The sequence below is a fragment of the Micromonospora sp. PRAS1 genome (assembly GCF_059553435.1).
This window is the reverse complement of sequence record NZ_JCANNB010000017.1, coordinates 78,017-99,929: the sequence shown is the minus strand read 5'-3', so window position 1 is coordinate 99,929 and position 21,913 is coordinate 78,017. Positions and strand designations below refer to the sequence as shown.

Below are 21,913 nucleotides of genomic sequence, written 5' to 3'. Positions count from 1 at the left end.
ACGGAGGCCGGTCCCGACCGGATTGTCACCGTTTCACGTGGTGGGTCAGGCCAGGCTGAACCGCCACTGCTGGTTGGTGCCGCCGTGGCACGTCCACTGCAACAGCCGGGCGCCGTCGGTGGTGGCGCCGCTGTTGACGTCCAGGCAGAGCCCGCTCGGCACGCTCTTCACCGTGTAGACCCCGGAGGTTCCGGTCGCGGTGGCGGTGAACTTCTGCTGGTTGCTGTTGTTGCAGGTGGCCTGCTGGAGGAAGGCACCGGCACTTGTGGAGCCGCCGATTACCTCCGCGCACTTGCCGCTGTGCACCGCCTTGAGGTAGACGGCGCCACCACCGGCGTCGACGGCCTGCCACTTCTGGTTGTTGCCGCCGGTGGCCGCCCACTGGTGGATCTGGGCGCCGTCGGCGGTGGAGACACCGCTGACGTCCATCAGCTTGCCACTGTGCTGCGCGGTGATCGTCCAGGTCCGACCGGCCACGCCGCCACCGGTGTTGCCGGTGCCGACGCCGGGACCGCCGAAGGTGTGCGAGTCGAGGTCGAACCAGTTGTTCGAGCTGCCCTTGAACACCAGGTACAGGGTGTGGGTCCCGGCCAGGGCCGCGACGCTCACCGGCGGTGTGGACTGGTAGTTGTCCCAGCCCCCGGTACTCGGCACCGGCGTGGTGGCCAGCAACGTGCCGGTCGGCGAGCCGGCGCGCAGCTCGATCGAGCCGCCGCCGGAGGGCGATGACAGCCGGTAGCTGACGGTCGTGATGCCGGAGAGGCTCATCGGGGTGAACGCCACCCAGTCGTTGTTGGAGATGTCCCCGACCCGCTTGCCGCTCTCCGCGCCGGCCTGGTCGATGATCCGGATGCCGGACTGGCTGCTGTGGTACTCGGCCTGCTTGTGCTTGGGTTGCAGGATCACCTGCGCGTGGCCGGTGAGCGGGTTCGCGCCGCCCGCCCCGCCGTTGTCGGTGTAGCGGGCGTTGAGCACGTAGAACAGGTTCGCGCCGTCGGGATGCCCGCCGAGCAGGTCGGTCGGGATGGTGCCGGAGCAACCGGGATAGTCAGTGGTCTCGTGCGCGTGGTCGTCGTGCCCGAGCGCCGGGTTGAGGAAGACCTTGGTGCAGTCGATCGGCGCGCCGCCCGGGTCGGAGACGGTGATCTGGTACGAGACCCGGTCACCGAAGGTGACCATGCCACCGTTGGCCGGGGTGGTGATGGTGACCACCGGAGCGGTGTTGCCGACGGTGATCTGGACGTTGGCGAAGCCGGTCTTGCCCGAGCTGTCGGTCACCCTCAACTGCGCCGTGTAGTAGCCGTTGCTGGTGTAGACCTTCGACGGGTTGGCCGCCGTCGAGGTGGTGCCGTCGCCGAAGGTCCAGTGGTAGCTGATCGTGTCGCCGGGGTCGGGGTCCATCGAGCCGGCGCTTGAGAACTGCACGGTCAGCGGGGCGTTGCCGCTTGTGGGCGTGCCGGTGGCCTTGGCGATCGGAGACCGGCCACCCTGGACGTAGTCGATCCGGTAGAGGCCGGAGTCGCTGTTGCCACCACCGAAGTTGGTGCCCCACTCCAGCAGGTAGAGCGAGCCGTCGGGCCCGAACTCCAGGTCCATCGGCTTGTTGAATCTGCTGGTGGGCAGGAACGCGTTGGTGCGGGTGACCGCCGTGGCCGAGTCGAAGTGCACCTCCTTGAGGTAGCTGCGCGACCACTCGTAGAAGAAGTGGACCCCGTCGTAGTACGGGGGGAACTTCGTCGCCGACGGGTTCGCCGGGTTGTACCGGTACACCGGCCCGCCCATCGGCCCGGAACCGCCGGAACCGAGTTCGGGGAAGGTCTGCGAGTTGCCGTAGCCGTACCACATGTTGGGCGCGACGACCGGCCGGAGGTTGGTCAGGCCGGTGTTGTTGGGGGAGTTGTTCACCGGTGCGGAGCAGTTGAACTTGGCGCCGACCGCGCCGGTGTCCGGGTTGTACGGCGCGTACGGCTGGTTGTCGCCGTGGCAGAACGGCCAGCCGTAGTTGCCCGGCGCCTTGATCACGTTGAGTTCGACGAGTCCCTCGGGGCCGCGGTTGGTGGTCGGTGGGTTCCGGTCGGGCCCGTAGTCGGCCAGGTAGACCCAGCCGTTGGCCGGGTCGATGGAGAAGCGGAACGGGTTGCGGAAGCCCATCGCGTAGATCTCCGGACGGGTCTGCGCGGTGCCCTGGGCGTACAGGTTGCCGGTCGGGATGGTGTAGCCGCCACCGGCCGAGGGCCGGATGCGCAGCAGCTTGCCGCGCAGGTCGTTGGTGTTGCCGGCGGTACGCGCCGCGTCGAGCATGTGCTTGCCGGACCGCCAGTCCAGCGGGGCGTAACCCTGCCAGTTGGGGTCGAGGTTCGGCGCGACGTCGTCGCCGGTGCCGATGTAGAGGTTGCCGTCCGGCCCGAAGTCGATGTACCCGCCGGTGTGGCCGGGCTCGGGGTAGGTCCGGTCCCGGTACGCCGGGATGTCGATGACGGTGACCCCGCTGGACATGTTCAGCGTGTCGCCGCTGAGCGTGTAGCGGGATACCCGGTTGATGTCGGTGGAGCTGCCGGCCGGCGAGTGGTACAGGTAGACGTACCCGTTGGTGGCGAAGTTCGGGTCCAGCGCCAGCCCGGTCAGGCCGTCCTCACCACCGGTGTAGACGCTTAGCGTGCCGGCGGTCACCGTGCTGTTGGTGCTCGGCTTGAAGATCTTGATCTGGCCGCCGCGCTGGACGTAGAGCACCCGGCCGTCGGGCGCCACGGCCAGCGCCATCGGGTCGACTGTGTTGCTGTCCAGGGTGCGCTTCTCGAAGTTGCCCCAGACGGTGCCGCCGCAGTCGCCGGGTTCGTTGCCGGCGGCCCACTTTACCCCGCCGAGCACGTGGTTGCGGAAGTGCGTCTCGCTGTAGGACGCGGCGGCGTGGCCCATCGCGGTGGTCCAGACCCGGCCGCCGCCGGTGCTCCGGCACCAGGAGATCGGGTGGTCCGGGCCCATCGCCCGGGAGCCGGGGTTGTACGTCCGCTCGTCGGCGGTCACCAGGACGTGCACGTCGCCGCGCGGGTTCTTGTCGAAGTTGTACCACTCCTCGCTGCGGTTCCAGCGGTCCGGCAGGCTGGCCGTCGACGGGTGCTTCTTGTCGGCGACGATGGCGGTGCCGGGCAGGACGCCTGGGGAGTGCTCGGGCATGTGCGCGCCGGCGTTCACGGTCTGGTCCCACCACGGGTACTCGGCCTCGATGCCCATGTCCGTGGCGTTGTGGATGGCGACGATGCCCTTGCCGCTGGCGAGGAATCCCTCGACGGCCTGGCGCTGGGCGGCCGAGGTCCAGACCATGCCGGAGGTCTGGAACATGATGAGGACGTCGAAGGTGGCGAGGTTGGCCGGGGTGAAGACGTTTGAGTCCTCGCTGTGCACCAGCTCGAAGTTGTTGGCCGCCGCCTGCTGCTGGAACATCGAGACCCCGGCGGGGATCGAGTCGTGCCGGTAACCGGCGGTCTTGGTGAACAGCAGGGCCCGGAAGGCCGGGGCGGCCGATGCCGGTTGGACGAGCGCGAGCGAGAGCATCAGGCCCACGATCACAGCGGTGATCAATGTTTTGCGGCGCATGCCATCTCCTGGGTGGGACGGGCGGAATGGGGGTGCGACCACGGCCCGATGGCACGCCGAGTCGTGGCTTGACGCGCGAGGGGGGACGGGGGGGCTGGTCACTCGTCAGGCCGGCTTGGCGGTTGGTGCCGCGAAATATCACCCAGCGTGACGATGGCTCCGCTCCCGTCCCAGCGGTTGGTGGGGGTCAGGACGAAATGATCGATAAGCATCGATTCCTAAGATACATCTTATGTGACTCCCGGGGTGGGTGGGGGTGTGGGGCTCCTCCTGGCCGGGTGCCGCTGTCGACAATGGCCGATCTTGCGGGCGTTCGGCCGAGGATTGCGGTGCCCGATCGAAACATCTATCTTCATACGTGTGATGTTTCGGTGATGTCAAGCGAATGTTTGCAGCTTAAGAACGAAACCCCCGCAGCCGGCTGCGAATGTTCGTCGTGTCGCACCTGACTTCGCTCGGCAGCACGAGCGCTCGTCCCGTCGGTGATTACTACCTGTAAGGGCTGCCTGCGATGTCTGCACCGCACTCATGAGTCGCTCGCCTCGATCTGGCGGCCCTGACTCCGCCCTCCCAGCCCCGGTAAGGAGACCCCCGTGTCCGTACCATCAGCTCCCGCGCCCAGCCGGGCGTTCGCCGCGGTCGCGGCGGCGGCGCTGACCGTCGTGGCCAGCGCGGCCGTGGTGGCCACGGCCGCCACCCCGGCACTCGCCGCCGCCACCACCCTGTACGCCTCTCCGTCCGGCAGCGGCAGCAGCTGCACCGCCGCCCAGCCCTGCTCGTTGACCGGCGCACAGACGGCGGTACGCGCACAGAACAGCTCGATGTCCGGTGACATCGTCGTGCAACTCGCCGACGGCGTGTACCGGCTGGCGTCGCCGCTGCGGCTGACCGCCGCCGACTCCGGCACCAACGGCTACCGGGTGATCTGGCAGGCGGCCCCCTCGGCCCGCCCCGTGATCAGCGGCGCCCGGGCGGTCACCGGCTGGTCCCTGGTCGACGCCGGCCGCAACATCTGGCGGGCCAACGTCGGCGCCGGGATCGACACCCGGCAGCTCTACGTCAACGGTGCCCTGGCCACCCGGGCGCGTACCCAGGTCAACCGGGGCGACTTCACCGCGGACAGCACCGGCATGAGGTTCACCAGCGGCGCCCTGAACTACCTGAACAATCTGGCCAACCAGAGCCGGATCCAGATGGAGAGCGTCAACTCCTTCACCGACCGGTACGTCTCGGTGCAGAGCATCAGCGGCAACCAGATCCGGATGCAGCAGCCCGGCTGGAGCAACAACAACTTCGGCTACGACACCTTCACCAGCCCGCACCGGGCCGGACCGCTCTATCTGACAAACGCCTACGAGTTCCTGGACGCGCCGGGGGAGTGGTACCTCGACCCGGGCACCGGTGCGCTCTCCTACATCCCGCTCGCCGGCCAGAACATGAACAACGTAAGCGTCGAGCTGCCGACCCTCCAGTCCCTGGTGCAGGTCGGCGGGACGTACGCGGCACCGGCGCACCACGTCACCTTCAGCGGGATCACCTTCACCGGTACGAGCTGGCTGGGGGCCAGCAGCAACCAGGGCTACGTGGACCAGCAGACCGGCGCGTACATCTACGGCAACTGGAACTGGCCCAGCTTCACCTCCTGCCACAACGGCTGCCCGCAGTTCGAGGCGACCCGGCCGAACTGGCAGCAGATGCCGGCCGCCGTGCAGATCTCCGCCGCGAACAACGTCACGCTCACCGACTCGCAGTTCGTCAACCTGGGCCAGACGGCCATCGGCATCGGCAACGACGCCAACGCCCACGGCAGCGGGGTCGGCCTCGGCGCCAGCAACATCACCGTCACCCGGTCCGAGATCGCCCGCAACTCGGCCGGCGGCATCGTCGTCGGGGGCGTACGGGCCGACGCCCACCACCCGAGCGACCAGCGCATGGTCAACCGGGACATCACCATCAGCAACAACCGGCTGCACGACCTGGGCATCGAGTACCGGGGCATCGTCTCGGTGCTCACCACCTACGTCACGAACGCCACGGTCTCGTACAACGAGGTCTACAACATGCCGTACACCGGCATGTCCATCGGGTACGGCTGGGGCTCCAACGACGCTGGCGGCAGCGAGCACTACGCCGGCCGGGGCCTGTACAACTATCAGCCCCGCTACACCACCGCCACCACCGCGTCAAACAACCGGTTGATCGGCAACTACATCCACGACGTGATGCAGCAGATGAACGACGGCGGCTGCATCTACACCCTGTCGGCGAACCCGGGCGCGCTGATCAGCGACAACTACTGCCTGCGGGCCAACGGCCACTTCGGGCTCTACTTCGACGAGGGCTCCCGCCACTACACCGCCCGCAACAACGTCTTCTCCGCCACCGGCACCTGGGCCACCGCCAACTACTGGTACGCCGAGAACATGGGCAACTTCACCGTCACCAACAACTGGTCGACAAACGGCAGCACCAACGTGACAAACGGCGACCGGGGCAACGTGGTCTCCGGGAACGTGACGGTGACCAACGGCAACTGGCCGGCCGGTGCCCAGGCCGTGATGAGTGCCGCCGGGCCGCAGGGCGGCACCGCACCACCGCCACCGCCGGGCGGGCAGATCATCGGCGCCCAGTCCGGTCGCTGCCTGGAGATCGGCGGGTCGAGCACCACAAACGGCACCCAGGCCCAGATCTGGGACTGCCACGGCGGGACGAACCAGCGCTGGACGTACACCGCGAGCAAACAACTGATGGTGTACGGCAACAAGTGCCTCGACGCCTCCGGCCAGGGCACCGCCAACGGCACGCTGGCGATCATCTGGGACTGCAACGGTCAGACCAACCAGCAGTGGAACGTCAACGCCAACGGCACCGTCACCGGCGCTCAGTCCGGGCTCTGCCTCGATGTCAGCGGCTACGGCACCGCGAACGGGACGAAGGTGCATCTCTGGGCCTGTCACGGCGGCACCAACCAGCAGTGGAACCTGACCGGCTGACGGGCCGCTAGCCGGGTGGCGATGGATCTCGACTGTCGGGTTTTCGCGCAACGGAGCTGGGAAGCCAGCGGCATGGCCGAGACTTTCCGGGACGAAGACCTCGCGACGTTGAGATCCATCGCCCGCGGTGCCGGGATTCCGGACACCGAGGACATGCCGCACGACGAACTGGTCGACATGTTGCGCCGGGCCGGACTGGCCGGACCCGAGGGCACCGGGGACGGCGACCAGCCGACCCGCGACCCGGCCGGGCTCGCCGGCCTGCCGCGCAGCAGCCTCACCCTGGGCGACGAGAGCACCGGCGGATGGGCCGCCGAGGAGGCGATCGGCGCCCGACCGGGCGAGTCGGGCACCGAGATCGACGACCGTATGCAGGACTGAGGTCGCGGTCAGAGCGTGACGGCGGCGGGTGTGCCCGGCGCGAGCCAGTGCAGGCTCTCCCGGACCGGGGCCGGTGCGGTGGCGAATGCCGTCTCGACGGCCCGCCGTCCCTCGCTGAAGTGACTCCAGCCCTCGTAGTGCACCGGCAGCACGGTCTGGGCCTTGACCAGGGCGCACAGTTCGGCACCCTCGGCGGCGGTCATCGTGTACCGCAACGGACCGGTGCGGCCGAACCGCACCGCGCCCAGATGCAGCACCGTGGTACCGATGGTGAACCGCTCGGCGACCCGGCGGACCCCGGGATAGAGCACCGTGTCGCCGGTGATCCACAATGCTCCGTACCGTTGGCCAGGCCAGCTGAGGACGAAGCCGGCGACCTCGCCGACGACCCGCCGGCTCAGCGGCGGCCCGTGCCGGCACGGGGTCGCGCTGACCTCGATCGTCGGCCGGTCCGGCGCCGCGAGTTCGGTGCGCTGCCACGGGACCAGGCCGATGCTGCCGGCTCCCAGGCGACGTCCGCCGGCCACGGTGGTGACGACCCGGCCGGCGGTCGCCAGCAGCAGACGGCCGGCGTCGTCGAGGTTGTCTGCATGGTGGTCGTGGGTCAGCAGCACCACATCGATGTCGCCGAGCGAGGTCGCCGGTATCGCCGGGCCGGCCAGCTTGCGTGAGCTGGTGCCCCAGCCGAACCGGTAGGTCCGGCCGGGGGCGTCGAACGTCGGATCGGTGAGGATCCGCCAGCCGTCCACCTCGATCAGGACGGTGGGACCGCCGATGTGGGTGATCCGGGCGGTGGTCATCGGGCGTGTTGCACGGCCCAGTCGAGCACCTCGTCCGCGATCTGCTCCCAGCCTTTCTGCGCGGGCAGCAGGTGGGCGTAGCCGGCGTACTCGCGGCGTTCGGTGACGGTGTCGGACTTGTAGTGCTTGGCGTTTGACTCCTGCACGGCCGGCGGCATGATGTGATCCTCGGAGCCGGAGACGAAGAGCAGCGGTGCCCGGTCGTTGTTGTGGTAGTCGACCCAGGTGTCCTGGTGGCCGGGTTGGAAGTTGGCCAGCACGCCGCCCCAGACGATGCCGCCCGGCGCGGGAATGTGGTAGCGCTCGTAGAGGGCGCGTGCCTCGTCCTCGTCGAAGGTGTTGGTGAAGGCGTACTTCCACTGCTCAAAGGTGAGTCCGACGGCCTTGTGCCGGTTGCCGGGGTTCTTGAGCACCGGGAACGTCGACTTCACCTGGGACAGGGGCACGACGCGTACGCCCTCGGTCGGCGCCGAGTTGAGCGCCACGCCGGCCGCGCCGTGGCCGTGGTCGAGCAGGATCTGGGTGAACGCGCCGCCGGCCGAGTGGCCGATGATGATCGGCGGCTCCGGCAGCGACCGGACCACCTCCTCCAGATACGCGATGATTTTCGGTACGGTCGATTCAGCGATCGGGGTCGGGTCGGCGTTGAGGGCCTCCACCTCGACCTCGAAGCCCGGGTAGGCGGGCGCCACCACCTGGTGGCCCTTGCTCTCGTAGTGCGTGATCCAGTTCTCCCAGCTGCGGGGAGTGACCCAGAAGCCGTGCACCAGGACGATAGGTCTCATCGGTACTCCTTTAGGAAGGCGAGGTCGTCGCCGAGCTAGGTGGCTTGCAACGCCGGGGAAGGGGCCCGCCGGACCAGAGGTAATGTCGCACCCGGAAACCGGCGACAGTGTGCCTACCGTGCAGAGTTCTGACACCTCGATGCAGCGCCTCAGGGCGGCGCCTCGACCCTACCCGCGACCAGCTGTCGCGGTGTCACGCCGAAGACCTCGCGGAACTTCTTCGAGAAGAAACTCGGATTGGAGAAGCCCCAGGCCCGGGCCGTCGCCGCGATGGAGGTGTAGCGCTGGCGCGACATGCCCAGGTCGGCCCGGGCACCGCGCAGGCGCTGCTCGATGATCGACTGCTCCAGGCTCTGGCCCAGCGACTCGTAGAGCTTGTAGAGAGCGCGCAGCGAGATGGCGTTGGCCGCGGCGATGCGTGCCGGGGTCAGTTCCGGGTCCCGCAGATGGTTACGGATGTACGCCTGGACCCGGGCCTGCGTCGAGGAGTCCATGACCTCGCGCAGGCGCCGGCCGTCGTCGGCGGCGGAGGTCACAAGCGCCCGCATCAGCTCGGCGGAGGCGGTCCCGAGTTCGGGCGCGGCACCGCTGTCGAGCAACTGGTCCGCCTCGGCGGTGACCCGGGCGACGTGATCTCTCACCAGCCCGTAGAGCGGACTGCCGCGCAGCTCACGGGCGGCCCGGTGAATGACATCCCGAGGCAGACCCAGCTGGTCCACGTCGACATGCAGGGCGTAGGAGGCGCCGAAGCCCTTCCAGCCGTACACGTACGGCAGGGAGAGGTCGACCAGCATCAGGTCACGCGGCCCGAACAGCCGTTCCTCCCGCCCCCAGATCAGATGGTTGTCGGTCCGCATCGGCAGCGCCAGGACGATCGAGGACTCGTCCGATGCCCGGGCGATGCGCGGTGTCCGCCGCAGCGTGGTCCCCGAGGCCTCGATGTTGAACACCTTCGCCGGGCCGAAATCGAAGACGGTCATCCGCGCCTGGATCGGGACCGAATCCTCGAACGACGCCATGCTCGCGGAGCAGTTGCCGCTGACCGTGGCCTGGAACGCCTCGGCGCGCTCCCGGTGCGGCAGCGACCGCGTGTCAAGAACGAGCATGATGGCCTCTTCATCCCCGACCCGACTGGCCGGAACTCGTATCCGCAACACGTCCGCAACAGCGCCGAATCAATCGGTACGCAGATGCGACAGCCTCGTCGGCTCCGGACCGGCGCCAGTGCACAGATCCGGACCCCACGAGGCCGTCGTCAGTATGCGCGCGTTGCTGACGGACCGGAATGACGAGATCTCCTCGACTACCCTCGCCGCCGTGGACACTGCGGAGATCGAGGCACCAGTCGTCGGCGTCACCGTCTATCCGGACCGGGCCCGGGTGACCCGGTGCGGCAGCGCCCGACTGGCCGCCGGCCGGCACCGGGTACGGGTCGCGCCGCTTCCGCTCGGCCTGCGGCGGGACTCGGTCCGGGTCGGTGGTCGGGGGCCGGCCACCGTGCTCGGGGTGGACGTGACCACCTGGCGGCAGGCCCGCAGCGCCGACGCGCAGGTGGTCGGCCTGGAGCAGCGCCGCCGCGAGCTGACCGACGAGGTGGCCGAGGTCGACGACGCGGACGGCATCGAGGAGCAGCGCGGGGAGTTCCTCACCCGGCTGGCGGAGCGGGCCGGTGGCACGTACGCCCGCGCGTTGGCCGCTGGTGATGCGGCGCCGAGCGACGTGGCCGCCTTCACCGACTCGTTGGCCGCCCAGCTCGCTGACTCGCGTGCCCGGCGGCGTGGGCTGGCCCGTCGGCGTGTCGAGCTGGCGGAGGAGTTGGCCGCGGTCGGGCGCGACCTCGACGCCGCGCACGGCAAGCGCGAGCCGGACCGGCTGGCCGCCGAGGTGATCGTGGCGGTGGAGGTCGACGAGGCCGAGATCGAGCTGGAGCTGACCTACCTGGTGGAGGGGGCCCGCTGGCAACCCTCCTACGACCTGCGGCTGGTCGACGACACCATGACCGTCACCTGGTTCGGGGAGGTCAGCCAGAGCACCGGGGAGGACTGGCCGGAGTGCGAACTCCAGCTTTCCACCGCCCGGCCGGCGGCGACGACCGGCGTACCCGAACTGTCGCCCTGGTATCTCGACCGGCTCCGGCCGGCGCTCCCACGGGTGATGTCGGCCGAGATGGTGGCCGGGATGCCGGCGCTCGCCGCGGCACCGGCCGGCGGCCCGGCCCGTGCCGCAGCGGCCCGTCCGAAGCTGCGGGAGAGCGTCGCCGAGGTCGAGCAGGGGTTCAGCGCGGCCACCTACCGGCCGGCCCGGCCGGTGGCGGTGCCGGCCGACGGCAGCGCGCACCGGGCCACCATCGCCGTGCTGGAGCTGCCGGCCCGGCTGGACCACGTCACCGCGCCGGTCCGTGCCGCCGAGGCGCACCTGCGGGCCACGGTACGCAACACGTCGGAGCAGACGCTGCTTCCCGGTCCGGCCGCGGTGTTCCACGACGCCGACTTCGTCGCGTCCACCCGACTGCCGATGTGGGCGCCGGGTGAGGAGACCGAGTTGGCGCTCGGGGTGGACGATCGGCTGCGGGTGGAACGCAAGCTGCACCGGCGCGCCGAGACCAGGGCCACGCTCGGGTCGACCCGGCGGCGGGAGGTGGAGTACCGGATCACCGTAGCCAACCACTCGCCCCGCCCGGCCATGGTCGAGGTGCGTGATCAGCTTCCGGTGTCGCGCGACGAGGCGGTGGTGGTGCGGGAGACGAGCGTCGTGCCACCGCCGGTCGAGCGTACGGAGCTGGGTGAGCTGACCTGGCGGCTGTCGCTCGCGCCGGGTGAGAGCGGCGAGGTCGCGTTGGGCTTCCGGGTGGAGCTGGCCAAGGGGATCGAACTGACCGGCTGGCGCGAGTAGTGGAGAGCCTGGGCGGGGATTGTGTCGACATTCGCCGATCGGTAACGTAGCGCATTGGTGTCACTACCCGACGTTGTTATCGGAGGTGATTCAGATGGCGCCCACCGTGCAGGCGGAACTTCCCCTCTGGCCGCCGGTCAACCCCACCCGAGGCCCGTTCGTGCCGTTGGACGAGGGCGAGCGGCACCGCTACGTCGGCCCGGTCAGCCAGGTGCGGCTGCCCACCGGTGCCACCGCCTGGCTGGTCAGCCGGCACGCCGACGTCCGCCAACTGCTGCGCCATCCCGCCTTCAGCTCCGATCTCAACCGGCCGGGCTTTCCGTTGCTGCGCCCGCTGCCGCCCGAGGTGACCGCAGACAACCAGGGCGCGTTCATCCGGATGGACGGCGTCGAGCACTCCCGGCTGCGGCGGATGCTCACCGCAGAGTTCATGATCAAGAATGTCCGCCGGATCGAGCCGCTGATCCAGCGCACCGTGGACGAGACGCTTGACGACCTGGCCGCCGCCGGGCCGCCGGCGGACCTGGTGTCGACCTTCGCCCTGCCGCTGCCGTCCATGGTGATCTGTCATCTGCTCGGCGTTCCCTACGCCGACCACGACTTCTTCCAGAGCCGCAGCCGTACCCTGCTCGACCGCGAGATGCCGCCGGAACGGGTGCAGCAGGAAGCCGGAGAGCTGCGGGACTACCTCCGTGCGCTGATCGACACCAAGCGGGCCCAGCCCGACCGGGCGGACGATCTGCTCGGCCGGCTGATCCGGGAACGGGTCGAGCCGGGTGAACTCGGCGTGGACGAGCTGGTGGGGATGGCGTTGCTGCTGCTCATCGCCGGTCACGAGACCACCGCCAACATGATCGGGCTCAGCGTCCTGCTGCTGACCCGCGAGCCCGGGCAGTTCGCGATCCTGCGCGAGGAACCCGACCGGGCGCCGGGTGTGGTGGAGGAGCTGCTGCGCTATCTCAGCATCGTCCGGACCGGGCTGTTCCGGGTGGCCACCGAGGACGTCGAGATCGGCGGCCGGCTGATCCGGGCCGGTGAGGGCGCCATCGTCCTGATCGCCCTGGCCAACCGGGACGCGGAGGTCTTCGACGACCCCGAGCAGTTCGACCCGTACCGGCAGGCCCATCAGCAGGTGGCCTTCGGCTTCGGGGTGCACCAGTGCATAGGTCAGCCGCTGGCCCGCTCCGAGTTGCGGATCGCGCTTGTGACACTGGCCCGTCGCTTCCCCGACCTGCGGGTGACGGCGGACCCGCACGAGTTGAGCACCCGGGACAACTCGGTCGTCTTCGGCCTCGACACTCTCCCGGTGACCTGGTGACCCCCGTCGATCGGCGGGGCGTCGACGAATCGACGGTGCAGGTGACCGTCGACCGGGACGCCTGCTGCGGATCGGGGAACTGCGTCCGCACCGCACCGGAGGTCTTCGCCCAGGACGACTCCGACGGGCTGGTGCTGCTGCGCGTCGCCGCGCCGCCAGCGGGCAGCGGCGAGCAGGTCCGCCACGCCGCCGACCTCTGCCCGACCGGCGCGATCCGGGTCACCTGCTTGGGGGTTGGCCAATGACAGACGTCGCCAGGGTCGCTGCGCGGCCGTACCCGTTCAGCGCCCCAGACCGGCTCAACGTCGACCCGATCTACGCCGAGCTGCGGCGAGGCGAGCCGCTCGTCCGGGTGCGGCTGCCCTTCGGCGAGCAGGCGTGGCTCGCCACCCGGTACGCCGACGTACGGACCGTCCTGGGGGACGCGAGGTTCAGCCGGGCGGCAAGCGTCGGCCGGGACGAGCCGCGGCTGACCCCGAGGCAGATCGAGGGCGGCATCCTGTCGATGGATCCGCCGGAGCACACCCGGCTGCGGCGGTTGGTCGCCAAGGCGTTCACCGCACGCCGGGTCGAGCAGCTCCGGCCCCGGACCCGGCAGATCGCCGACGAACTGATCGACGCCATGGTGGCGGCCGGGCCACCGGCCGACCTGGTGGAGCACTTCGCCACTCCGCTGCCGATCCAGGTGATCTGTGAGCTGCTCGGTGTGCCCTTCGCCGACCGGCACCTGTTCCACGTCTGGTCGGAGGCGATCGTCTCCACCACCTCGCTGTCGCCCGAGCAGATCGACGAGTACCTCGACAACCTGTACGGCTACATCGGTGAGCTGGTCCAGCAGCGACGCCGGGCACCCACCGACGACCTGATCTGCGCGATGGTCCGGGCCCGCGACGAACACCAGGACCGGTTCACCGAGCAGGAGGTCGTGCAGCTCGCCGCCGGGCTGCTCGCCGCCGGCCACGAGACCACCGTCACCCAGCTGCCCAATTTCGCGTACGTCCTGCTCACCCACCCGGAGCAGCTGGCTCGGCTGCGGGCCGAGCCGGCCCTGCTGCCGACCGCGGTCGAGGAGCTGATGCGGTACGTCCCCCTCGGGGTGGCCTCCGCGTTCGCCCGGTACGCCACCGAGGACGTCGAGGTCGGTGGGGTGCTGGTACGGGCCGGGGAACCGGTGATCGGCTCGCTCTCCTCGGCCAACCGGGACGAGACCGTCTTCACCGATCCGGATCGACTCGATCTCGGCCGCGAGGCCAACCCGCACATCGGCTTCGGGCACGGTGTGCATCACTGCCTGGGCGCCCAGCTTGCCCGGATGGAGCTGCAGGTCGGCATCGGCGCCCTGGTCGCTCGGCTGCCCGAGCTGCGGATCGCCGTGCCCGAGCCCGAGCTGACCTGGAAGAGCGGGCTGATCGTCCGAGGGCTGGCCCGGATGCCGGTGGCCTGGTGAGCGCCGGCTGGCGGGTCGAGGTCGACGCGGGGCGCTGCATCGGCTCGGGCAGCTGCGTCGGCATGGCGCCGGAGCATTTCCGGATGGCGTCCGGGCTGGCCACCCCGACCGCGGCGACCGTCGAGCCGACCGAGACGGTGCTCGACGCCGCCGAGTCGTGCCCGGTCGAGGCGATCGCCGTACGCGACGACGACGGCACCGTGATCGCGCCGACCTGACCCGCGCACGCGCCCGGACCGGCGTGGTGGAGGGCGATGGCGGAACGGGTCGACCGTGTCCCGGTCGGCGGCTGGCTTGCGGGCGTCGGGCTCACTGGGGCCTCGATGGCGTCCGGTCTCGACATATGATGCGCCGATGAGCGGGCAGGGTCGGGCTTCGGTTTCCTCATTCGGTGGTCGCGTGGTGCTGTCCGGGCAATTGCTGCTGCTGGCGGCGTGTCTGGTCGGCAGCTTCGGTGTGCTGCTCGCGGCCGCACTGCGAACCGGCGATCTCCAGGCGGTGTTCGATCCAGGGCTGGCCCGGTTGGGTGACCCGAAGGATTCACTTCCGCCGGTCGGCCCGGATTCGATGTGGAATCCGCTGCTCTGGGTCTTCGAGCTCGGTCGGGTGCTGGCGATGTTCGTCCATCCGCTCGCGTTCGTGACCCTGCTCGTCGGGGTGGCGGCGCTGCTCCGCATCGGGCGGCTCGGCGACCGGAAGGTGTTCGGCTGGCTCGTCGTCAGCACGGGGGCGTGGCTCGCGCTGGCGGCGTTCGCGCTGACCCCGTACGGCACCCAACTGCACGGCTGGTTGCTTGACTGAGCCCAGCTAGCCGCGGGGTGGACGTGGAGCGGGTGCGGCAGGCATAAGCGTCGGTCGCCCACGCCCGGGCCGCCCATCCGACATGCTCGTGTTGGTCTCTTGCGTCGGTGCCGAGGTGTGGCCGCCGGCGCGCTTCGCTCTGCCCTGGCGGCGTCGTCGCGGTCCCGGCAGAACCAGCACGGCTTTCCGGGGCGGCGGGGTGGCGCGATCGACGACGTCGTGTCTTTCCGTGTCCGGGGATTGACGGAACGTCAATGTCGTGATGTGCTCGGCGGTAACGGAAGTGATAACCGTGATCGTTAAGGAGAAGCATGTCTCTCACCGTGCCGCCTGACCTGTTGCGGGCCGCCGAGTCCGGGCCTGTCGACGACGAGGAGTTTGTGGCCTGCGTACGTGAGTCGCTGCCGTACGCCTGGCAGACCGTCAGCCGGGTGGCGTCGGACCTGGCCGGCTCGGACGCGGAGTTCGCCGACAACGTGGTGCCGCCGCCCACCGAGGCGGAACGGGGCCAGCTGCTGCGGGCGTTGGCCAGCGACGCCATCCGGTCCAGTCTGGAGCGGCACTTCGGCGTCAAGCTGGCCTTCCAGAACTGCCACCGGGTCGCGGCGTTCCGACCGTCCGCCGTCGACTCCGACACCTACCGCCGGTTCGTCTCCGTCCGGGGACAACTGCTCAACCAGTCACCAGAGCTGCGTGACTGCTGATCTCGCCGAGGCCCGGCGGGCGGGACGGGGCGTACGGGCGCATCTGTTCCTGCTCGCCGGGCAGCGTCCCGGCGGCACCCACTCCGGCGCGCTCGCCGACGCCCACGAGTACGCCCGGGCGGCGGAGGCGGCGGGTTTCGACGGAGTGTGGATCGCCGAGCACCACTTCATCTCCTACGGCGTCTGCCCCTCGGCGATCACCTTTGCCGCGCACCTGCTCGGTGCCACCCGGAGCATCGAGGTCGGCACCGCCGCCTGCGTGCTGTCGAACCGGCACCCGGTGGCGCTCGGCGAGGAGGCGGCGCTGCTGCACGAACTTTCCGGCGGCCGGTTCCGGCTCGGGGTGGGGCGGGGCGGACCGTGGGTGGACCTCGAGGTCTTCGGCACCGGCCTGGATCGCTTCCAGCAGGGTTTCGGTGACTCGCTTGAGCTTCTGGTCCGCTGGCTGTCCGGGCAGCCGGCGGTGGCCGGCAACAAGCGCTTCCCGTTCCGGCCGGTTCCGGTGGTGCCGCGACCGCGCAGCCGGGTGCCGCTCTGGGTCGCCGCGACCTCGGGGCAGACGGTCGACCTCGCCGCGCGGCACGGCCTGCCGCTGCTCCTCGGTCTGCACGCCGACCTGGCGGAGAAGGCGGATCTGCTGGACCGCCATGCCCGGGTGGCCACCGCGCACGGCCACGACCCCGTGGCCATCGAGCACGCCAGCGCGCACCTCGCCGAGGTGGCGCAGACCGACCGGGCGGCGGCGCAGGCGGTACGCGCGGGGCTGCCGCCGCTGCTGGCCGGCACAGCCGAGTACGTCCGACTGGACGGGTCTGCGGCCGGATCCCGCGACCCGGCGGCCTACGTGGAGCACCTGATCGACATCCACCCCGTCGGTTCGCCCCGGCGCTGCCGGGACGCGGTCGGCCGGGCCGCGGCGCTGCCGGGCGTACGGCATCTGCTGTTCATGGTCGAGGGAGTCGGCGGCCGGACGCGGACGCTGGCGACCATCCGACGACTGGCGCGGGACGTTCTCGACCTGCGCTGAGCCGATTCCGGGGCAATCGGTGGGTTGGGTGCGGCGAACTCCACACCGGCGGCTACCATCCCACTCGTGGAAACGGTTTTCGTTAGCATCAGAGTGGGGTGGTCGCGATGAAGGTCGCGTTCGTCGGCAAGGGCGGCAGCGGAAAGACCACCCTCACCGCGCTCTACGCCCGCCATCTCGCCGCCGCCGCGCGGCCCGTGCTGGCCGTCGACGCCGACATCAACCAGCACCTGGCGGTTGCCCTCGGTGGCCCGGCGCACGCGGTCACCACGATGCGACCACTCGGCGCGCAGCTACCGGCGATCAAGGAGTATCTGCGCGGCGACAACCCCCGGATCGGATCCGCCGACGAGATGGTGAAGACCACCCCGCCGGGACGAGGCTCCCGGCTGCTGCGGGTGGCCGAGGAGAACCCGATCTACGCGGACTGCGTCGGCACCGTCGGCGGGGTGCGGATGGCGGTGACCGGGGAGTTCAGCGCCGAGGACCTGGGCGTGTCCTGCTACCACTCCAAGGTCGGCGCGGTGGAACTGCTGCTCAACCACATGCTCGACGGGCCCGGCGAGTACGTGGTGGTGGACATGACCGCCGGCGCTGACTCGTTCGCCTCGGGGCTGTTCACCCGCTTCGACCGCACCTTCCTGGTCTGCGAACCGACCGTGCGCGGGGTGAGCGTCTACCACCAGTACGCGGGTTACGCCCGCGACTACGGGGTGGCCCTGTCCGTGCTCGGCAACAAGGTGGAGGACGCCACCGACCTGGAGTTCCTGCGCGAGCACGTCGGCGGGGATCTGTTGACCTGGATGTCCCGCTCGGCGTACGTGCGGCGGGCGGAACGGGGCACCGTCGGGCCGCTCGACGAACTGGAGCCGGAGAACCGGGCTGCCCTGGGCCGGCTGGCCGACGTCGTCGACGACACCGCCCAGGACTGGACGGCCTTCACCCACTGGGCGCACGAGTTCCACAGACGCAACGCCGCGGCCTGGGCCAACGAACGGGCCGGCGTCGATCTCACCGCGCAGATCGACCCGGACTTCCGGATGGGACCGGCGGCGGTCGCTCTCCCGACCGGACCGTGAACCGGGCCAGGGGAGAGGGTCAGGCCAGGTGGGCGATGTCGTCGAGGCGGGCGATCCAGCGGTTGTGGAAGTAGTCGTCCTCGCGCAGGTGGGTGATGCCGCCGGGGGAGAAGCGGATGCCCACCAGGCCCGCCGCGTCGAGCGGCATGCCGATCCACGCCGCGAGCAGGAACGTGGCCGTTCCCCCGTGGGTCACCACCACCTGATGCTCCACCTTCGACCGCAGGATGCGCTCCAGCGCCGCGTAGGCGCGTACGGCCAGCTCCCATTTCGTCTCGGCACCGGGTACGCCCTCGTCATGGCGCATCCGTTCACCGGTGGGGGGCGGCGGTACGAACCGTTCGTCAAGCCACGCCTGGGGCCGCCCGCCTGCCTCGCCGTACGACTTCTCGCGCAGGTCGGCGTCGAGCAGCACGTCCACTCCCAGCCGTTTCCCGAGCAGCTCTGCCGTCCGTCGGGCGCGGAGCAGGTCGGACGAGAACAACTCGACGGCGGCGGCAGCCGGAAGCCGGCCGGCCAGCGCCTCCGCGATCTGCCCGGCGTGCGCCACGCCGCGGTCGGTGAGGTCGGAGTCGAACCACCCGCCGACCAGTCCGTCGACGTGGTGCGTCGCCTCCGGGTGCGTGACGATGTAGAGGTTTCTCATCCGTCGGACCATAGCGAGGACGAACGCCGGTATGGTTCGCGGCATGGCCGATCCCGGTTGGCTGGACGACACCCGGATCTCCTATGACACCGTGGCGGTCAGCTACGCCGCCCTGCTGCGCCCACCGCTGAACCGGCGGACTCCCCGGAGCAGGTGACGGTCGGCGAGCGGCCGGGCGCTGGCTAGATCAGCCCACGCCTGACCAGATGGGCCCGCAACGTCTCGGCGTCCTCGGCGGACATCAGCCGACGCGGGATCACGGTCGCCGGCATCCGGCCGACGTACACGACCCAGAACTCGGGGGTCTCCTTCACCTGGGCGACCCCGTCCCAGGCGATGCCGCCGGACTCGGAGCCGCTCCGCATCATGATGTTCTCTTCGGTGATCTCGTAGCCGCCCTCGACGGCGTAGCCGCTGGAGCGTCGGCGGGCGCGCCACCGCACCCACGGCCCGTAGCAGACCACAAGCAGGCCACCCACGACCATCGCCAGCCACAGCGGCGAGAACTGCTCGCCCCACGCGGACCCGCGCGAGAGGACGAAGGCGATCGCCCCGATGGCCGCCAGCGCCGCGCCGACATAGCCGTGCCTGCGGAGCCGGACACTGCTCAGCGCAGCGGCCACGCGGCCCGGGTAGGCGGGATCGGCGGGGACGTCAAAACGGATGTGCACGCCAGAACGATAGTGCCCCCACCCGCACCCGGCAGCGCCCGACTTGAGATCCTCCATCCACCATCTGCTCATCTCGCTGGAAAGGCAGTGGCTCGCCGCCCGAGCCCAGGTGCCCGATGACGGACAAGACCGACTTCAAGCAGACCCTCGACACCTACCAGGCACAACGGGGTCGGTTCCGGGTGGTGGACGTGCCGGACATGCGATATCTCATGGTCGACGGCCACGGCGATCCCAACACCTCGCCCGCGTTCACCCAGGCGATCGAGGCGCTCTATCCGGTGGCGTACAAGATCAAATTTGCCAGCAAGCGGGACCTCGACCGTGACTACGTGGTCCCGCCCCTGGAAGGCCTCTGGTGGGCCGAGGACATGGCCTCCTTCACGGCGGCGCGGGACAAGTCGCGGTGGGACTGGACGCTGCTGCTCATGGTCCCGGACTGGATCGACCGGACCATGTTCGGCACCGCGGTCGAGCAGGCCGGGGCGAAGAACCGGCCGGCGCGGCTGGACGACGTCCGTCTGGAGACCCTCTCCGAGGGGCGGTGCGTGCAGACGCTGCACGTCGGTTCCTTCGACGCCGAGGCGGACGTGCTCGCGCAACTGCACCACGAATTCCTTCCCGACCACGGATTTCGCATGGTCGGCAAGCACCACGAGATCTACCTAAGCGACTTCCGTCGGGTCGCACCCGCCAAGCAGCGGACCATTCTGCGGCAGCCGGTCACCAACTGAACGACGGAACCGACCGGGCGTGCGGGTACGACGGTACCCGCACGCCCGCCGAGCGGTGCTGCACGCGTCGTGGACTGCTCAGGGGGTGAGCACGACCGTGGAGATGCTGCGTGCGCCGACGTTGACGCTTACCTGTCCGCCGTTCACGCTGACCGGCTGGCTGGCCGCGTTGGCGTTCTGCGAGGTGAGGTAGTGCTCCGCCCGGGTGATGTTCTGCGGCACCTGGATCACGGCATTGTTTACCGAGCTGGTCGAGCGGTTGAGGATCACAAGCGTGGTCTTTCCGCCACCGGTGTAGGCGGTCACCTCCAGCGGCGTGGCCTTGGAACTCTTCGTCAGGGCGACGCGCTGGTAGCCGGGGCGGACGTACTTGGCGTACTGCGAGAAGGCGTACCCGCGCTTGAGCGGGGCCCCTGCGGTGGTGCCGAAGGCCGCCTCGCCATCGCCGATGAAGGAGTAGTAGCGCTTGCCGTACCACCAGACGTAGGCGCTCCAGTTCGACTCCATCGACCGGTGCACGGTACGCATGATGTCGTCGAGGGTCTCGTTCCAGACCGTCTGGTTGCTCGGGTTGCCCCAGATGTTGGAGCCGTTGCCGTCGGCCGCGTGCAGGTTCCACTCGGTCATCCACACCGGCTTGTTGTGCTGCTCCGCCAGGGGATACGACCGTAGCCGGCCGGAGGCCTCGGTGCCGTACAGGTGGCCGCCGATGTAGCCGATGTTGTTCCGGGCGGTGGCGTCGTTCAGGGTCGGGTCGGTGTAGCTGTAGTTCAGGTTCACCGCCTCGGCGACCATCAGCCGGGTGTTCTGCACCCGCGCACCGTGGTCGCGTACGAAGTTGCGCAGCTCGGTGCCGCTCCAGTCCATCGAGTCGTAGTCCGGGTGCCAGTCCGGCTCGTTCTGCACGGAGGTGACGTCGATCGGCACGCCCTGGTCGCGCATGTACTGGACATAGCTGTTCAGATGGTTGGCGTAGTCGTCGTAGTAGTCGGTGCGCAACTTGCCGCCGTTGATCCGGCTGTTGTTCGTCTTCCACGCTGCCGGCGCGGTCCACGGCGAGGCGAGGATCTTCACCCCGGATCCGGCGGACTTCGCCGTTCGCAGGGCGTTCACCTGGCTCGACCACTCACCGGAGACCGGCGAGATGCCGGTACGCACGATCGACAGGCCCAGTTGGTTGGCGCCCAGTCCGACAAGGGTCTGGGTCTCGGCGGTCGACCAGGTGCCGCCCCAGATCGGTGTGGCGGCCCCGAAGCCGTCGATGGTCTGGTACCTGGTGGAGCTGTTGACGGTGATGTCCGCCGGCCCGGTGGGGGGCGGATTGGTCGGCCCGGTGGTCGGCCCGGTGGTCGGCCCGGTGGTCGGCCCGGTGGTCGGTGCCGTGCCGCCGGTGCACGTCACCCCGTTTAGCGCAAAGCTGGTCGGCGCGGGGTTGCTGCCGCTCCAGGAGCCGTTGAAACCGAACGAGGTCGAGCCGTTGGTCGGGATGCTGCCGTTGTAGCTGACGTTCCGGGCGGTGACCGCGGCACCGCTCTGGGTCAACGTGGTGTTCCACGCCTCTGCGACTCGTTGTCCGGCGCTGTAGGACCAGGTAAGCGTCCAACTGGTGAGCGGATCGCCGAGGTTGGTGATTGTGACGTTGGCGCCAAAGCCGCCCTGCCACTGTGAGGAGACCGCGTAGTTCACGGAGCAGCCGGCGGCTGCCGCGCCGGCCGGCATCGCCACTGCGACTGCGGCCGATGCCAGGAGCATGGCGCCGGCCGAAACCAGGGCGGCATTAGCTCTGAGTCTTCTTTTGACACGTCTCATCGTGGTGTGCCCTTCGGAGTGGTGGTGGTGTGGGTTGGCCGTCATCCACCTGGCTGGGAACGTTCACCTGTCAGCCGGGACGGCGCGCGCGGCGTCGGTGCGCGTGGGGACTCTGCGACCGAGTAAGCCCTGCTCTTCACCTCGGACGTCAGCCGATGCAACGGCCACCTCCGATCGATGGTTGAGGCTGTGGGAGCGCTCCCGTAATATACACGAAGCATCTGTTAACGCT

Annotated in this window: 19 protein-coding genes; 12 read left to right on the top strand and 7 right to left on the bottom strand. The window is 69.7% G+C overall.

What is annotated here, in order from left to right:
* Positions 1-45 precede the first annotated feature (45 nt).
* On the bottom strand, positions 46-3,594 hold the full coding sequence (locus tag AC507J_RS18065) for a ThuA domain-containing protein (protein WP_496290330.1): 3,549 nt from the start codon (positions 3,592-3,594) through the stop codon (positions 46-48).
* A 593-nt stretch (positions 3,595-4,187) separates the two neighbouring features.
* Between AC507J_RS18065 and AC507J_RS18060 the strand changes: the two genes are divergently transcribed.
* Together AC507J_RS18060 and AC507J_RS18055 are read left to right on the top strand one after the other, a co-directional pair.
* A complete protein-coding gene (locus tag AC507J_RS18060; RefSeq protein ID WP_496290329.1) occupies positions 4,188-6,587 on the top strand; it encodes an RICIN domain-containing protein in 2,400 nt (799 codons plus the stop codon).
* 72 nt (positions 6,588-6,659) lie between these two features.
* A complete protein-coding gene (locus tag AC507J_RS18055; protein ID WP_496290328.1) occupies positions 6,660-6,968 on the top strand; it encodes a hypothetical protein in 309 nt (102 codons plus the stop codon).
* An 8-nt stretch (positions 6,969-6,976) separates the two neighbouring features.
* Here the strand turns inward: AC507J_RS18055 and AC507J_RS18050 are convergent, their stop codons facing one another.
* The 3 genes from AC507J_RS18050 to AC507J_RS18040 form a co-directional block, all read right to left on the bottom strand.
* Entirely contained in the window at positions 6,977-7,768 is a 792-nt protein-coding gene (locus AC507J_RS18050; protein ID WP_496290327.1) for an MBL fold metallo-hydrolase, read from the bottom strand.
* Positions 7,765-8,553, bottom strand: coding sequence for an alpha/beta hydrolase (locus AC507J_RS18045; RefSeq protein WP_496290326.1), 789 nt, complete (start codon positions 8,551-8,553; stop codon positions 7,765-7,767). The genes AC507J_RS18050 and AC507J_RS18045 overlap by 4 nt, the downstream gene beginning before the upstream one ends.
* 149 nt (positions 8,554-8,702) lie before the next feature.
* Positions 8,703-9,659, bottom strand: a complete 957-nt coding sequence (locus AC507J_RS18040) for a helix-turn-helix domain-containing protein (protein WP_496290325.1) — start codon at positions 9,657-9,659, stop codon at positions 8,703-8,705.
* Between the two features lie 211 nt (positions 9,660-9,870).
* Here AC507J_RS18040 and AC507J_RS18035 point away from each other — a divergent pair, with 211 nt between their 5' ends.
* From AC507J_RS18035 to AC507J_RS17995, 9 genes are all read left to right on the top strand, one after another.
* Complete coding sequence (locus tag AC507J_RS18035; RefSeq protein WP_496290324.1) at positions 9,871-11,445, top strand: DUF4139 domain-containing protein; 1,575 nt, start codon at positions 9,871-9,873, stop codon at positions 11,443-11,445.
* A 94-nt stretch (positions 11,446-11,539) separates the two neighbouring features.
* A complete protein-coding gene (locus AC507J_RS18030) occupies positions 11,540-12,763 on the top strand; it encodes a cytochrome P450 (RefSeq protein ID WP_496290323.1) in 1,224 nt (407 codons plus the stop codon).
* Entirely contained in the window at positions 12,760-13,008 is a 249-nt protein-coding gene (locus tag AC507J_RS18025; protein WP_496290322.1) for a ferredoxin, read from the top strand. Before AC507J_RS18030 ends, AC507J_RS18025 begins: the two co-directional genes overlap by 4 nt.
* Positions 13,005-14,210, top strand: a complete 1,206-nt coding sequence (locus tag AC507J_RS18020) for a cytochrome P450 (RefSeq protein ID WP_496290321.1) — start codon at positions 13,005-13,007, stop codon at positions 14,208-14,210. The genes AC507J_RS18025 and AC507J_RS18020 overlap by 4 nt, the downstream gene beginning before the upstream one ends.
* On the top strand, positions 14,207-14,428 hold the full coding sequence (locus tag AC507J_RS18015) for a ferredoxin (protein ID WP_496290320.1): 222 nt from the start codon (positions 14,207-14,209) through the stop codon (positions 14,426-14,428). The genes AC507J_RS18020 and AC507J_RS18015 overlap by 4 nt, the downstream gene beginning before the upstream one ends.
* Positions 14,429-14,564: 136 nt before the next feature.
* On the top strand, positions 14,565-15,011 hold the full coding sequence (locus AC507J_RS18010; protein ID WP_496290319.1) for a hypothetical protein: 447 nt from the start codon (positions 14,565-14,567) through the stop codon (positions 15,009-15,011).
* Between the two features lie 311 nt (positions 15,012-15,322).
* Entirely contained in the window at positions 15,323-15,715 is a 393-nt protein-coding gene (locus AC507J_RS18005; protein WP_496290318.1) for an SCO5389 family protein, read from the top strand.
* Positions 15,705-16,742: an LLM class flavin-dependent oxidoreductase gene (locus AC507J_RS18000; protein ID WP_496290317.1), complete on the top strand. Its 1,038-nt coding sequence runs from the start codon at positions 15,705-15,707 to the stop codon at positions 16,740-16,742. The genes AC507J_RS18005 and AC507J_RS18000 overlap by 11 nt, the downstream gene beginning before the upstream one ends.
* A 107-nt stretch (positions 16,743-16,849) precedes the next feature.
* Positions 16,850-17,821, top strand: coding sequence for an ATP-binding protein (locus tag AC507J_RS17995; RefSeq protein WP_496290316.1), 972 nt, complete (start codon positions 16,850-16,852; stop codon positions 17,819-17,821).
* A gap of 19 nt (positions 17,822-17,840) precedes the next feature.
* Here the strand turns inward: AC507J_RS17995 and AC507J_RS17990 are convergent, their stop codons facing one another.
* Entirely contained in the window at positions 17,841-18,467 is a 627-nt protein-coding gene (locus AC507J_RS17990; RefSeq protein ID WP_496290315.1) for a histidine phosphatase family protein, read from the bottom strand.
* 182 nt (positions 18,468-18,649) lie between these two features.
* On the bottom strand, positions 18,650-19,138 hold the full coding sequence (locus AC507J_RS17985; protein ID WP_496290314.1) for a YcxB family protein: 489 nt from the start codon (positions 19,136-19,138) through the stop codon (positions 18,650-18,652).
* Positions 19,139-19,254: 116 nt separating this feature from the next.
* Between AC507J_RS17985 and AC507J_RS17980 the strand changes: the two genes are divergently transcribed.
* On the top strand, positions 19,255-19,872 hold the full coding sequence (locus AC507J_RS17980) for a GyrI-like domain-containing protein (RefSeq protein ID WP_496290313.1): 618 nt from the start codon (positions 19,255-19,257) through the stop codon (positions 19,870-19,872).
* Between the two features lie 78 nt (positions 19,873-19,950).
* On the opposite strand, the gene AC507J_RS17975 is transcribed toward AC507J_RS17980, so the two are convergent.
* Positions 19,951-21,681 (bottom strand): cellulose binding domain-containing protein, encoded by a 1,731-nt coding sequence (locus tag AC507J_RS17975; RefSeq protein WP_496290312.1) that lies wholly within the window; start codon positions 21,679-21,681, stop codon positions 19,951-19,953.
* Positions 21,682-21,913: the final 232 nt, after the last annotated feature.

What these genes read in the sequence shown, in the direction of transcription:
- AC507J_RS18065 (WP_496290330.1), bottom strand. Translation starts at nt 3,594, where the DNA reads ATGCGCCGCAAAACATTGATCACCGCTGTGATCGTGGGCCTGATGCTC.
- AC507J_RS18045 (WP_496290326.1), bottom strand. Translation starts at nt 8,553, where the DNA reads ATGAGACCTATCGTCCTGGTGCACGGCTTCTGGGTCACTCCCCGCAGC.
- AC507J_RS17975 (WP_496290312.1), bottom strand. Translation starts at nt 21,681, where the DNA reads ATGAGACGTGTCAAAAGAAGACTCAGAGCTAATGCCGCCCTGGTTTCG.
- AC507J_RS18005 (WP_496290318.1), top strand. Translation starts at nt 15,323, where the DNA reads ATGTCTCTCACCGTGCCGCCTGACCTGTTGCGGGCCGCCGAGTCCGGG.
- AC507J_RS18040 (WP_496290325.1), bottom strand. Translation starts at nt 9,659, where the DNA reads ATGCTCGTTCTTGACACGCGGTCGCTGCCGCACCGGGAGCGCGCCGAG.
- AC507J_RS18020 (WP_496290321.1), top strand. Translation starts at nt 13,005, where the DNA reads ATGACAGACGTCGCCAGGGTCGCTGCGCGGCCGTACCCGTTCAGCGCC.
- AC507J_RS17990 (WP_496290315.1), bottom strand. Translation starts at nt 18,467, where the DNA reads ATGAGAAACCTCTACATCGTCACGCACCCGGAGGCGACGCACCACGTC.
- AC507J_RS18055 (WP_496290328.1), top strand. Translation starts at nt 6,660, where the DNA reads ATGGCCGAGACTTTCCGGGACGAAGACCTCGCGACGTTGAGATCCATC.
- AC507J_RS18030 (WP_496290323.1), top strand. Translation starts at nt 11,540, where the DNA reads ATGGCGCCCACCGTGCAGGCGGAACTTCCCCTCTGGCCGCCGGTCAAC.
- AC507J_RS18050 (WP_496290327.1), bottom strand. Translation starts at nt 7,768, where the DNA reads ATGACCACCGCCCGGATCACCCACATCGGCGGTCCCACCGTCCTGATC.
- AC507J_RS17980 (WP_496290313.1), top strand. Translation starts at nt 19,255, where the DNA reads ATGACGGACAAGACCGACTTCAAGCAGACCCTCGACACCTACCAGGCA.
- AC507J_RS17995 (WP_496290316.1), top strand. Translation starts at nt 16,850, where the DNA reads ATGAAGGTCGCGTTCGTCGGCAAGGGCGGCAGCGGAAAGACCACCCTC.
- AC507J_RS18010 (WP_496290319.1), top strand. Translation starts at nt 14,565, where the DNA reads ATGAGCGGGCAGGGTCGGGCTTCGGTTTCCTCATTCGGTGGTCGCGTG.